The following is a 12,904-nucleotide window of genomic DNA, read 5'->3' on the forward strand; positions in this document are numbered from 1 at the left end:
CGACGGACGGTTTTTTCAAACGTTAGTCTCTTCTGCTAGCTCAGCCCTTCCGCCGCTAAGGCGTCTGTCACCGCTGGCCTCGCCGCTACGCGCTGAAACCACGCTTCCAGCGTCGTCAGTTCGTTTAAATTCAGCTTCAGGGATTTTGCCCAGCGCATGACGGTAAACAGATAGGCGTCCGCCACGGTGAAGTGCATACCCAACAGCCATTGCCGATCGCTGAGCTGTTGATTCACCCAGCTAAACTTTTGCTCCAGCTTTTCGCGCAGCAGGGTTTTGTACTCATCCGGCGTCGCAGAGCTGAACAAAGGACTAAACGTTTTGTGCAGTTCGGCAGAGATAAAATTGAGCCACTCCAGCGTCTGATAACGGGCCAGGCTGCCGGTCGGCGCAAGCAACTGTCGGTCAGGCTTGAGGTCAGCAAGATATTGTACGATGGCAACGCCTTCAGTCAGCACGGTGCCGTCATCAAACAGCAGGGCGGGCACCTGGCCTTTGCTGTTGATCTGGTGATAATCCTCATGCTGTTCGGTGAGACCCGCTTTGGTATCAACCTTGATCAGGGTGAAATCAAGACCGGTTTCCAGCATGACGATATGCGGCGACAGCGAACAGGCACCGGGCATAAAAAACAGTTTCATCACTTGCTCCTCACTCCGTGGCGAAAGATCTCTTTAGCTTAACGCCGCATGGTTAAAAATCCAGCAGCAGAAGACGGCAGCAAAGCGTTAATTGTCCTGCCGCAAGCTTTCGTCTTTAAAACAGCCCAGCATCGGGAGCTCGCTGCGGGCAAGATCCCAAAAAGCCCGCACTCTGGCTGGCATAGACTTAATGTTTTGCGTCACCAACTGCACCGGCACGGCGCTGAGGCGATACGCCGGCAGGACTTCACACAACCGTCCATTTTTAAGATCGTCATACACCTGATAAGAGAGCAGGCGGGCGATGCCTTTTCCCGCGCGTGCTGCAATAAGCTGCGTCTCGACTTCATTAACGATTAACCTTGGGCGGATACGTACGCGCCGATCGCCACTGGCGGCAAAGCGCCACTCCCGGTTTGCCACCTGCGATGCACTGGCTATCAGATGATGGTCCGTCAGCGCGCCGGGAGAGGAGGGGATACCTGCTCTGGCTAAATAGCCCGGGCTGGCGACCAGCATCCGCTGTACGCTGCCGACTTCGGCCGCCACCAGCGAGGAGTCACGCAGCTGTCCAATCCGTACCGCGATATCCAGCCCCTGTTCAATCAAATCCTGATAGCCATCATTGAGCAACAGCTCAATCTGAATATCCGGATAACGCTCCAGAAAACGCAACACCAGCGGCGCAATATGCTTGCGGCCAAACTGCACCGGTGCGGTCAGCCGAAGTTGTCCGTTGAGCTGGGTATAGGTCGCGGCGACCAGCGCCTGCTGATAATCATCCAGTAATCCTTTTGCCCGCTCGAACAGCGCTAATCCAGCTGGCGTGGGGGAAAGTCGGCGTGTTGTTCGCTCAATCAGGCTGGTGGCGAATCGGGTTTCGAGAGCGGCCAGCGCACGCGTAATCGCCGCCGGTGAACGCCGCAGTGAACGGGCCGCCGCCGCCAGGCTTCCCTGCTGTACCACGGCGACAAACACCGCCAGCTCGTCGAGTTTATCCATGATTATTCCAGGTATCGAAATTATGAATTGTTATTTTTGCCCGTTTACGCCGTTTTCAGCAAGAGTATGCTGATGTAAACCCATCGGAGGTAACAATGAGTTCATTAACACTGTACGGCACCGCACTTTCCGGACACGTTCATCGTGTGCAACTGCTGTTGAACATGCTGGATCTGTCAGCAGAGTGGATCGAAGCGGGCGCAGATATCCGCGCCACCGACGCTTTTTTGCAGCTAAATCCACTGGGACAAATTCCGGTGCTGGTGGATGGCGACAGCGTCATCACCGACAGCAATGCCATTCTGATCTGGCTGGTAAAACGCTATGCGCCGGAAAGCCACTGGTTGCCGCAGGATCTCTATCAGGAAGTACAGGTCCATCAATGGCTGGCAAAAGCGGCGGGCGAAATCCGCTACGGTGTGGCATCCGCCCGGATGATTAAGCAGTTTGGTACGTCAGAAAATTATGCCTCAGCCTGTGAGATTACGAAAAAATTTCTGCCGCAGCTGGAGGCGCATCTTGGCGAGAGAACATGGCTGGTAGGCGCACACGCCACGATAGCCGATCTGGCCTGCTACGCCTATGTGGCCTGTGCACCGGAAGGCGGTATTTCGCTAAACGGTTATTCCGCTATCCAGCGCTGGCTGCAAAATGTGGCTTCACTGCCTGGTTTTGTCGCGCTGCCGCCGCTGCCCTATCCCGAGGAGAGGTAAATGTTTCATCCCGGTGAACGACTGGCGCAAGAGAAAGCGGGCTATAAACATGTCAGTGCCGCGCTTTACACGGCAATGCCGGACCAGCACCGCCTGTTTTATGCCGGGCTACGGCAATTCTATTTCAGCGTGCCCGATGCGAAAGGCTACCCGGTTGCCTGTGTGCTACAGGGAATACCGGGCTTTGTCTCGGCCCCGGATGCCGGGCATCTGGTGATCGGTCGGGCTTCGCTGGAGGCTGTAACTTATCTGCCTGAGCTTGAAGCGGGCATGCGGGTAGGTGGACTGGGTCTGGATTTGTCTAACCGACGTCGTAATCGGGTGAATGGCATTATAGAGAGCGTGACCGCCGAAGCAATTACGCTGGCGGTGCAGGAAAGTTTTGGCAATTGTCCGCAGTATATTCAGCGGCGAATGTTGCCAGAAAATTCGCCTGAGCGACTGCCTCAGCTGGAAGAACTGACCACGCTGGATGCGGATGCACGCTATCTGATTGCCGCCGCCGACACCTTGTTTATCGCCAGTCAGGCGCAGCGTGAAAATGGCGCAGGCGGGGCAGATATTTCACACCGGGGCGGCCTTCCCGGTTTTATTGAGCTGAGGCAGGGCCGCCTGCATATTCCTGATTATCCGGGAAATCGCTATATGAACACCTTAGGCAACCTGCTGGTAGAGCCGCGGTGCGCGGTATTGATTATGGATTTTCATCAGGGCGCGGCGCTGCATATTCAGGGCAAAGCCGACATTTTGTGGCAGCCGTCAGAAGGGGCAATTGAGCGCTGGCTGGTCATTGAGCCGGAAAGGATACTGCGGATCCGTCAGCTGCTGCCTGCTGCCGGACTGGCGGTTGAATATGCTGGCTCATCGCTGGCCGTTGGCAATAAAAAAGGGTGACATTGCTGTCACCCTGAGGTCGCGCTGGCACGAGGAACACGAGCCTTTCACAAAGACGCAAAAAGCGGCATCCATGCCGGCTCGACCAGGGCCGTCCATGGCCCTGGACGCTTTGTTCCAGGCTCATGTTCCTCGCGCTTTGAGTTTGTCAGCTGTCGGAGGGTGACAGCAATGTCGCCCAAATCATCACTCAGTCCTGAGTCATCCGGTTCAGCTTTGGCGCTGTCAGCATCATCAGCACGGCAATCACGCCGGTGGCGATACCAATTTGCAGGAACACGTCACCGTAAACATGCAGCGACTGCAAGGGATCGGTAATACCTGAAGGCACTGCCATCAGGTTAGCCACCTTACCGGCAATCATCGCTGCGCCAGCCGTGGTCAGGAACCAGGATCCCATAATAAAGCCCATCAGACGCTGTGGCACCAGCTGCGCCACCATCGCCAGGCCCAGGCCGGAAATCATCAGCTCGCCCACGCTTTGCAGCGCATAACTCAAAATCAGCCAGTTCACCGACACAATGCCCAGCTGATTGGCGAATTTCGCCCCCAGCGGCAACACCAGGAAAGCAGCTGAACAGAGCAGCATTCCCAGCGCAAACTTATGCGGCATCGGTAAACGATCGCCCATCTTGTTGTAGATAGCGGCCAGAATCGGGCTGAAAATCATAATCCAGAAGGGGTTCAGCGCCTGATACTGCTCGGCCTCAAAAGCGATGCCCAGGATGCTGTGCTCCACGTTACGAATGGCGAAGAAGTTCAGCGAGGTTGGCATCTGCATATACAGAACGAAAAACACTACCGCTTCCGTCATCAGCAGAAAAGCGACGATCATTTTGCGACGCGCTGCGCCTTGCAGGGCAAAGGTTTCTTTGGCAAAGATGAAAACAATGGCCACGGCAACCAGCGCCAGAAGCAGACGGGCGATGCCCTGGTTATGCAGCATCCAGGTCGCAATAACGACCAGCACGGCAATGCCAACCAGCGTAGCCAGCAGCTTACCGATATGCAGTGGCTGGAAATCGGGTTTTGAACCGTAGGGTTTAACCCATTTGCGGCACAGCATAAAGTTGACCAGCGTAATCAGCATCCCGACGAAGGAGAGCGAGAACGCCATGCTCCAGCCGTAATGAGCGGCCAGCCACGGCGTCGCCAGCATTGAGAAGAACGAACCAATATTGATCGCCATGTAATACATGGTAAATGCGCCATCAAGACGCGGATCGTCTTTCTCATAGCAGGTCGAAAGCAGCGAAGAGGGGTTAGCTTTAAACAGACCGTTGCCGACGGCAATGGTCGCCATGCCGATATAGACCATGCTGACATCGTGACCAGACCAGGCAATCAGCGCATAGCCCAGCGCCAGCACCAGCGTACCCAGCACAATGACGCGCTTGGTGCCGAGCACTTTGTCACCCAGCCAGCCGCCCACAGCGATCAGACCGTACACCAGCGCGCTGAACGAAGAAAACAGCGTCACGGATTCGGATTCAGACATGCCGAGCATTTTGACGAGATAAACCGCCATAATGCCTTGCAGACCGTAATAGCCAAATCGTTCCCATAATTCGATTGAGAAAATCAAATAGAACGATCGCGGTTGCTTAAACGCGTTGAGACTCGGGGTCTCGGGATGTTTGTTTGCAGTTGACACAAGTACCTCTGGCGTTAAATCCTGATTCGACCTGAAAATTAAGTCGCCATCATTCAAGGTGGGCATTCGCCGCATGGTTATAAGATGGGAGAAACGGCAAGTAATTTCGCCGATTGCCGTGCATCAGGCAAGTCTTTTTTCCGGTAAGGGAAAAACGGCTTTGAAAAGGATGAAGAGAGGCCATTAACTCTATTTTTAGAGTTAAAAGCTAATTGATAATGTATTTCTGAATTTTCCTGCTAATAATAGGCTGCTTCTTGTACTTCACAGCACAGGTTTGCACCAGGCAATCGTTTGCGAGATGAAATAGGGCAAGGTGTAATGCAGGTAAAATAATCATCCGTTAATAGCCTGTTTACAGAGCAAGTAAACTGTTTAATGGCGGTTTACTGTTTGAAAATTTATTTAGTTGAGAAAAATGTGATTTAGATCGCTTATACGATGATATTAATTGTTGAAAAAAAACTTTTATTCCCTCTCCGTTAACACAACAAATCTCCCTGCTTCATTTCCTCCGTAGCTTGCTCTGCCAGTAAATGCTGTTCTGTTACTAAGCTCAGTCTTCCCAGCAGAGAAAGAGAAATAAGCACGCAGAAAGGGCGTCGTCCGAACCCTGTTCAACAAAACCTCAGTGCACCGCTTCTTTTTATTGATTGAACGTTCAATATAAAATGACTATACTTACCCTCATTCAATAGCCAAAACCGATGAAGCGATGCCAAAAGTTGGAATGAAAGCCATTCGTCAGGCGCAGCTGATCCACGCCACCCTGACCGTTATCGATCGCGTAGGCCTGGCCGATGCCAGCCTGGCGCTGATTGCGAAAGAAGCCGGGGTGTCAACCGGGATTGTCAGCCACTATTTTGGCGACAAAAACGGTTTGCTGGATGCCTGTATGCGTCAGATCCTTTTCGATCTGTACAGGGCGGTGGAACACCACCGCAACCTGGCAACGGACGAACCGGCAGCGCGTATTCGCGCCATCATAGACGGTAACTTTGACGTGTCGCAGATTGCCGGGCCGGTACTAAAAACCTGGCTGGCTTTCTGGACCAACAGCCTGCATCAGCCGGAATTACAGCGATTACAGCGGATTAACGACCGCCGGCTCTATTCCAACCTGACGGCGCAGTTTGCCAGGGCGCTGCCTGCACAGCAGGCGCGAGATGCGGGTGCCAGCATGGCAGCGTTAATCGACGGCTTGTGGCTACGCATGACGCTGGCGCCGCAGCCGATGGCGCAGGGGCTGCTTGAAGCCCGACAGCTTTGTTATAAAAATCTTGCGCTGTGGTTAACAACCCCGGCAACCTAAACCCCAAAGGAGGAGACATGGCAGATATGCAACGCCGTGGAATTTACATTAATGGCCGCGAAGAAGCCGGTCATGGCGAAACATTCACCACCATCAATCCCGCCAATGGTGAGGTACTGGCAGAAATCACCTCGGCCAGCCAGCAGGATATCGATCGCGCCGTGGCCACCGCAGAAGCCGGTCAGCGCATCTGGCGCAGCTACACGCCCGTTGAGCGTAGCCGCGTCCTGCTAAAAGCCGTTGCGATCCTGCGCGAGCGCAACCAGCAGCTGGCTGAACTGGAGACTGCCGACACCGGTAAGCCCATCAGCGAAACCGCTGCGGTTGATATCGTCACCGGTGCCGACGTGCTGGAGTATTACGCGGGTCTGGCCGTCGCAGTGGAAGGGGAATCCATTCCTCTGCGTGACAGCGCGCTGGTCTACACCCGCCGCGAGCCGTTAGGCGTCTGCGCGGGTATTGGCGCATGGAACTATCCCATCCAGATCGCCATGTGGAAAAGCGCCCCGGCGCTGGCGACCGGCAACGCAATGATCTTCAAGCCAAGCGAAGTCACGCCGCTCAGCGCGCTGGAACTGGCAAAAATCTTTACCGAAGCGGGCCTGCCGGATGGCGTGTTTAACGTTGTTCAGGGCGCAGGAACCGTAGGCCAGGGACTGAGCCAGCATCCGAAAATCGCTAAAGTCTCCTTCACGGGCGAAGTGAACACCGGTAAGCGCGTGATGGCGGATGCCGCACTGGCTAACCTGAAGTCGGTCACCATGGAGCTGGGCGGTAAATCTCCGCTGATCGTCTTTGAAGATGCCGAGCTGGAACGTGCGGTAGACGGCGCGATGATGGCGAACTTCTACAGCAGCGGGCAGGTTTGTACCAACGGCACGCGCGTATTTGTGCATCGTTCACTGCTGCCCGCGTTTGAAAAGCGCCTGCAGGAAAAGATGGCCGGTATTAAATGCGGCGACCCGCTCGATCCGCAGGTCAACTTTGGCCCACTGGTGAGCGAAGAACACTGCCAGAAGGTGGTTTCTTACCTGAACATCGGTAAAGAAGAGGGCGCTCGTGTGCTGGCAGGGGGATCGCGCATAACCGAAGGCGCGATGGCGAAAGGCTGCTATGTCGAGCCAACCGTGTTCACTGACTGTACTGATGATATGCGTATCGTGCAGGAAGAGATCTTTGGCCCGGTAATGAGCGTGCTGGTCTTTGACGACGAGCAGGAAGTGATCGAACGCGCGAACGATACCCAGTACGGCCTGGCGGCGGGTGTATTCACCACGTCACTCAACCGTGCACATCGAGTGATCCATCAGCTGGAAGCGGGTATCTGCTGGGTCAACAGCTGGGGCGAATCGCCTGCGCCAATGCCGGTTGGTGGCTATAAGCAGTCTGGCGTTGGCCGTGAAAACGGCCTGGAAACCCTGCATCACTATACGCGCACCAAGTCGATTCTGATTGAGATGGGTGAGTATCCGTCCGCATTCTGAGTCGCTGGCCTGAATAGCCATTTTGAACACTGATTACTAATTACCGCGGCTTCGGTCGCGGTTATCTGGAGGTTTAATGCAGAAATTTGACTATATCATTATTGGAGCCGGTTCCGCAGGCAACGTCCTTGCAACGCGACTGACTGAGGATGCTGACGTATCGGTACTTTTACTGGAAGCGGGTGGAAAAGATCACCGCTGGGACTTCCGTACCCAAATGCCAGCCGCTTTGGCTTATCCGCTTCAGGGGAAACGCTACAACTGGGCTTATGAGACCGATCCTGAGCCAAAAATGAACAACCGCCGCATGGAATGTGGACGCGGTAAAGGCCTGGGCGGCTCATCGCTAATCAACGGCATGTGCTACATTCGCGGCAACGCGATGGATTACGATAACTGGGCGAAAAAAGACGGGTTGGAAAACTGGTCTTATCTGAACTGCCTGCCCTATTTCCGCAAGGCGGAAAAGCGTGATATTGGTGAAAACGACTATCACGGTGGCGAAGGCTACCTGAGCGTCACCACGCCGAAAGCAGGCAACAATCCGCTGTTCCGCGCCTTTATCGATGCGGCTACGCAGGCCGGTCATCATGAAACCGACGACCTGAACGGCTACCGTCAGGATGGTTTTGGCCCGATGGACCGCACCGTGACGCCAAAAGGCCGTCGCTCCAGCACCGCTCGTGGCTATCTGGATGTGGCTAAGCAGCGTTCAAACCTGACCATCGTTACCCATGCGCAGACCGATCGCATTCTGTTCAGCGGCAAAACCGCAACGGGCGTGTGCTGGCTGCGCAACGGCAAAGAAGAGCAGGCGGAAGCCACGCGTGAAGTGCTGCTGTGTGCTGGCGCAATTGCGTCGCCGCAGATCCTTCAGCGTTCAGGCGTTGGCCCGCAGGAATGGTTGCAGGAGCTGGATATCCCGGTGGTTCACGCGTTGCCTGGCGTTGGCCGCAATTTGCAGGATCACCTGGAAGTCTATATGCAGTTCCGCTGCAAAAAGCCGGTCAGTCTCTATCCGTCGCTACAGTGGTGGAACCAGCCGGCGATTGGTGCTGAGTGGCTGTTTAACGGCACCGGCACCGGGGCCAGTAACCAGTTTGAAGCGGGCGGCTTTATTCGCAGCGATGACCAGCCAGACTGGCCGGATCTGCAATATCACTTCCTGCCGGTGGCGATTAACTATAACGGCAGCAGCCCGGTGAAAGAGCATGGTTTCCAGGCCCACGTTGGCCCCATGCGTTCAATGAGCCGCGGTCGTGTGAAGCTGACCTCGAAACATCCTTATGCCGCACCTTCGATCTTCTTTAACTACATGTCAGAAGACCGTGACTGGGTGGAGTTCCGCAACGCGGTTCGCCTGACGCGTGACATCATGAAGCAGCAGGCGCTGGCAGAATATTGCGGCGAAGAGATCCAGCCTGGTGCGCATGTGCAGAGTGATGAAGAGATTGACGCTTTCATTCGTGACCACGCTGAAACGGCTTATCACCCGTGCGGCAGCTGTGCGATGGGTAACGACGAAATGGCGGTTGTGGATGCAGAAGGACGCGTCCATGGCATGCAGCGTCTGCGCGTAGTGGATGCGTCGATTATGCCGCAGATCACCACCGGCAACCTGAACGCGCCAACGGTTATGATTGCCGAGAAGATGGCCGATCTTATCCGCGGTCGCGCGCCGCTGGCGGTATCCACGGCGGATTACTATCAGCTACAGCGTGAAAAGGCTGAAGCAGAGCACGAAATGGCCGACGGCACCGTTTAACCGCTCGCCTTTTGCTTATTTGCACAACAAGCCTCTGGTTAACGCCAGAGGCTTTTTTACATCGAGCATCCAGCCTCACTGCGCACTGCGCCATTTCGCTCGCCCTACCGGCATCTGCCAGACCGCATCCCGCACTTTAATGGCCCGTGGCAGCAGGCCGAGAGCATAAAACCTGTCGGCAATAGCCTGCTGCTCACGAACGATGGCAAAATCCATGTGCCGGGTTTGATGGCTGCGCCGGGAAAGTGCATGGCTGAGCGAGGCGGTCGATAACCCCAGCTCGCCTGAAAGCAGCGTTGCCGCCTCACTGCGCTGGGTATCAATGTAACGGCCGGTCTGCTCCAGCGCCGTCATCAGCGTTTGCAGCAAATCTGCCGAATGGCTGGCGAAATCGCGATGGGTAAGATAGAACTGATGGTTGTTGACGCGGCCTTCACCGTTGGCGATCACCCGCAGCTGCTGACCTTTTTCGGCGTCGCTGAGCAACGGATCCCACATCATCCAGGCATCCACCGCATGGCGATCGCTGGGCGTCAGTGGATACTTCGGCGGCGCGTAAACCACCCGCACATCGTCCAGCGTCAGTCCGGCTTCATCAAGAATTTGCAGCAGCAGGTAGTGCACATTAGAGCCTTTGTTCACGGCAATGCGTTTGCCTTTTAAATCGGCCAGCGTGTGCAAATCGCTGTCGGCGGCGACCAGCAGCGCCACGCTTTGCGGCGCGGCCGGCTCCCAGGCGACATACAGCAGCGGACTCTGGCTGGCCTGGGCAAACAGCGGTGGCACCTCGCCGGTGGTGCCAAAGTCGATCTCGCCATGGCTAAGCGCATGCAGCAGCTGCGGCCCTGCGGGGAACTCGCTCCACAACACGCTGACGCCGCAATCGGCAAACTGCGCTTCCAGCGACTGCCGCGCCTTGAGAATGCCAAGGTTGCCGAATTTTTGATAACCGATACGCAGCTCGCGCTCCTGCGCTGTGGCCGTGGTGATGCGCGGTGTTTTTCCTGCCACGCTGCGGCGCGGCTTAATCAGGCCGATATGGCCCAGATGCGTGCGCAGGCTGTTGCGGCTGATGCCAAGCAGGGCGGCGGTCTGGATCTGATTGCCCTGGCTCATCTCAAACGCGTTACGCACCAGCGAGTCCATGATGCGCTGCCAGGCCGCACCGTCATTGCACGCCAGCTGCTGCCGCAGAAAGCTGTCGAGAGAATTCTCTGCCGCTGACGTTGCCGTCATCACCGGGCTGAGGCGCAGTTGCTGTGGCGTAATCAGCGGTTCTTTGCTCAGCAGCACGGCGTTATGTAGCGTATTTTCCAGCTCGCGGATATTGCCCGGCCAGGCATAGTCCATCAGCGTGGCCAGCGCCTCTTCGCTGAGTTTACGCTGCGGGCGACCCAGCCTGCGGGCGTACAACGTCAGGAAATGCTCCGCCAGCAGCGGAATATCCTGGCGGCGCTGTCGCAGCGGCGGCAGCGTAACGGCAGCCACGTTTAACCGGTAATAGAGATCTTCCCGGAAGCGTTTTTCACCGATCGCGTTGGCCAAATCGACATGGGTGGCGGCGATGACCCGGACATTGACCTTCACCGGGCGACGGGAGCCTACGCGGGTCACTTCACGCTCCTGCAACACGCGCAGTAGCTTTACCTGCAAAGAGAGGCTCAGTTCGCCGATTTCATCCAGCAGCAGCGTGCCGCCTTCGGCTGCCTCAAACCAGCCCTGATGCTGTCCGGCCGCGCCGGTAAATGCGCCTTTCTCGTGCCCGAACAGTTCCGACTCTGCCAGGCTTTCCGTTAGTGCACCGCAGTTGACGGCGAGAAAAGGGCGATCCCGTCTGGCGCTATGATGATGAAGGTAGCGCGCAACCACCTCTTTTCCCGTGCCGGTTTCGCCAACAATCAGCACGGTTGCGTCGGTAGGCGCAAGGCGATCCAGCACGCTCTGAAAAGCAAGGGAGGCGGGATCGATCAGCGCGGGAATGGCGTTATGCATCGCAAAATCCTGAGTGACAAGCGTGCTGTCACCATACCGCCTGACTGATAACAAAACGAGAGGGCGCAGCACCGAAACTGTTGCATATGCAGCAGTTGCTGTACGCGATGTGTTGCATTTGCAGCAGAACATAGCCCGGGTAAAAACAGTTAATTCACTGATTTATAATAAAAAATAAATCTTCATTGGCTGGCACGCTTCCTGCTAACTGATTTATAACCAAAGAGTCTGACTCTATAAGATAAATTCAGATAACGTTATAAGGATAAGCGATAATGAGCCACCCTTCACCGGAAAACATCAACGTCTTTTGGTTCCTGCCGACCCACGGCGACGGGCGCTATTTGGGCACTACGGAAGGCGGACGTGCGGTGGATTTGCCTTATTTACAACAGGTTGCGCTGGCAGCCGATAACCTCGGCTATTACGGTGTGCTGATCCCCACGGGCAAAAGCTGTGAAGATTCCTGGCTGGTGGCCTCGGCGCTGGCGCCCATCACTAAACGCCTGCGTTATCTGGTTGCCGTGCGGCCAGGCTTGCAGCCGCCAACGCTGGCGGCACGGATGGCCACCACGCTGGATCGCCTCTCGGAAGGACGTCTGCTGATTAACGTGGTCACCGGCGGCGATCCCGTTGAAAACAAAGGCGACGGTATTTTTCTCAGCCACGCCGAGCGTTATCAGGTCACGCGTGAATTCCTCGAAGTCTATTCACGCCTGTTGAAAGGCGAAAAGGTCGATTTCCACGGCGAACATATTCAGGTCGAGGGCGCTGAAGTACTGTTTCCACCGGTGCAGGAAAACGGCCCGCCGCTCTATTTCGGCGGCTCCTCTGAGGAAGCTATCGACGTGGCTGCTAACCAGATCGACAGCTATCTGACCTGGGGCGAACCCGTAGAGCAGGTTGCCGAAAAGCTGGCAGTGGTGCGTCAGCGCGCGCAGGCACGCGGCCGCACGTTGTCATATGGCATCCGGTTACACGTTATCGTGCGCGAAACGGAAGAGGAGGCCAGGGCCGCTGCTGACCGGCTGATTGCGCATCTGGATGACGACACCATTGCTGCGGCACAGAAAATTTTCTCGCGGATGGATTCTACCGGTCAGGCGCGAATGAGCGCGCTGCATAGCGGCTCGCGCGACGATCTGTGGATTGGGCCAAACTTATGGGCTGGCGTCGGGTTAGTGCGTGGCGGCGCAGGAACCGCGCTGGTGGGGAACCCGCAGCAGGTCGCCGGGCGCATCCGTGAATACCAGGCGCTGGGCATTGAGAACTTTATCTTCTCCGGCTATCCGCATCTGGAAGAAGCACACCGCTTTGCCGAACTGGTGATGCCGTTGCTGCCGCTGGCCTCCAACAGCGAAAAGCGTCAGCGTACCATCAATACCGGGCCGTTTGGCGAAACCATTGGCGGCGATCGCCGTCCGGCAAAAAACCGAGGATGAGTGAC

General features: G+C 56.1%; 10 protein-coding genes. 6 read left to right on the forward strand and 4 right to left on the reverse strand.

All coding sequences use genetic code 11. From position 1 onward, the window contains the following. Positions 1-35: 35 nt before the first annotated feature. Both gstA and EHV07_RS09715 read right to left on the reverse strand, forming a co-directional pair. On the reverse strand, positions 36-641 hold the full coding sequence (gene gstA / locus EHV07_RS09710) for a glutathione transferase GstA (RefSeq protein ID WP_147197372.1): 606 nt from the start codon (positions 639-641) through the stop codon (positions 36-38). Positions 642-728: 87 nt separating this feature from the next. Continuing rightward, complete coding sequence (locus tag EHV07_RS09715) at positions 729-1,643, reverse strand: LysR family transcriptional regulator (protein WP_147197374.1); 915 nt, start codon at positions 1,641-1,643, stop codon at positions 729-731. Positions 1,644-1,738: 95 nt separating this feature from the next. Here EHV07_RS09715 and EHV07_RS09720 point away from each other — a divergent pair, with 95 nt between their 5' ends. Further along, a complete protein-coding gene (locus tag EHV07_RS09720; RefSeq protein ID WP_147197376.1) occupies positions 1,739-2,356 on the forward strand; it encodes a glutathione S-transferase family protein in 618 nt (205 codons plus the stop codon). After that, a complete protein-coding gene (locus EHV07_RS09725; protein ID WP_147197379.1) occupies positions 2,357-3,250 on the forward strand; it encodes a pyridoxamine 5'-phosphate oxidase family protein in 894 nt (297 codons plus the stop codon). Positions 3,251-3,440: 190 nt separating this feature from the next. Here the strand turns inward: EHV07_RS09725 and dtpA are convergent, their stop codons facing one another. Further along, the gene (gene dtpA / locus EHV07_RS09730; protein WP_147197381.1) at positions 3,441-4,904 is read right to left on the reverse strand and encodes a dipeptide/tripeptide permease DtpA; all 1,464 of its coding nucleotides are present in this window, start codon (positions 4,902-4,904) and stop codon (positions 3,441-3,443) included. A gap of 715 nt (positions 4,905-5,619) precedes the next feature. Between dtpA and betI the strand changes: the two genes are divergently transcribed. From betI to betA, 3 genes are all read left to right on the forward strand, one after another. Continuing rightward, positions 5,620-6,216: a transcriptional regulator BetI gene (gene betI / locus EHV07_RS09735; RefSeq protein ID WP_147197383.1), complete on the forward strand. Its 597-nt coding sequence runs from the start codon at positions 5,620-5,622 to the stop codon at positions 6,214-6,216. Between the two features lie 26 nt (positions 6,217-6,242). Continuing rightward, on the forward strand, positions 6,243-7,700 hold the full coding sequence (gene betB / locus EHV07_RS09740; RefSeq protein WP_147200583.1) for a betaine-aldehyde dehydrogenase: 1,458 nt from the start codon (positions 6,243-6,245) through the stop codon (positions 7,698-7,700). 76 nt (positions 7,701-7,776) lie between these two features. Then, complete coding sequence (gene betA, locus EHV07_RS09745; RefSeq protein WP_147197385.1) at positions 7,777-9,465, forward strand: choline dehydrogenase; 1,689 nt, start codon at positions 7,777-7,779, stop codon at positions 9,463-9,465. A gap of 75 nt (positions 9,466-9,540) precedes the next feature. On the opposite strand, the gene EHV07_RS09750 is transcribed toward betA, so the two are convergent. Continuing rightward, a complete protein-coding gene (locus EHV07_RS09750; RefSeq protein WP_147197388.1) occupies positions 9,541-11,457 on the reverse strand; it encodes a sigma-54-dependent Fis family transcriptional regulator in 1,917 nt (638 codons plus the stop codon). A 275-nt stretch (positions 11,458-11,732) separates the two neighbouring features. Here EHV07_RS09750 and ssuD point away from each other — a divergent pair, with 275 nt between their 5' ends. Then, the gene (ssuD, locus tag EHV07_RS09755) at positions 11,733-12,899 is read left to right on the forward strand and encodes an FMNH2-dependent alkanesulfonate monooxygenase (RefSeq protein ID WP_147197389.1); all 1,167 of its coding nucleotides are present in this window, start codon (positions 11,733-11,735) and stop codon (positions 12,897-12,899) included. Positions 12,900-12,904 lie beyond the last annotated feature (5 nt).

This window comes from Pantoea sp. CCBC3-3-1 (genome assembly GCF_007981265.1).
Lineage (GTDB): Bacteria > Pseudomonadota > Gammaproteobacteria > Enterobacterales > Enterobacteriaceae > Erwinia.

Coding starts and splice junctions, on each gene's coding strand:
- betB (WP_147200583.1), top strand. CDS start 6,243: ATGCAACGCCGTGGAATTTACATTAATGGCCGCGAAGAAGCCGGTCAT.
- betI (WP_147197383.1), top strand. CDS start 5,620: ATGCCAAAAGTTGGAATGAAAGCCATTCGTCAGGCGCAGCTGATCCAC.
- EHV07_RS09725 (WP_147197379.1), top strand. CDS start 2,357: ATGTTTCATCCCGGTGAACGACTGGCGCAAGAGAAAGCGGGCTATAAA.
- betA (WP_147197385.1), top strand. CDS start 7,777: ATGCAGAAATTTGACTATATCATTATTGGAGCCGGTTCCGCAGGCAAC.
- gstA (WP_147197372.1), bottom strand. CDS start 641: ATGAAACTGTTTTTTATGCCCGGTGCCTGTTCGCTGTCGCCGCATATC.
- EHV07_RS09715 (WP_147197374.1), bottom strand. CDS start 1,643: ATGGATAAACTCGACGAGCTGGCGGTGTTTGTCGCCGTGGTACAGCAG.
- EHV07_RS09750 (WP_147197388.1), bottom strand. CDS start 11,457: ATGCATAACGCCATTCCCGCGCTGATCGATCCCGCCTCCCTTGCTTTT.
- ssuD (WP_147197389.1), top strand. CDS start 11,733: ATGAGCCACCCTTCACCGGAAAACATCAACGTCTTTTGGTTCCTGCCG.
- EHV07_RS09720 (WP_147197376.1), top strand. CDS start 1,739: ATGAGTTCATTAACACTGTACGGCACCGCACTTTCCGGACACGTTCAT.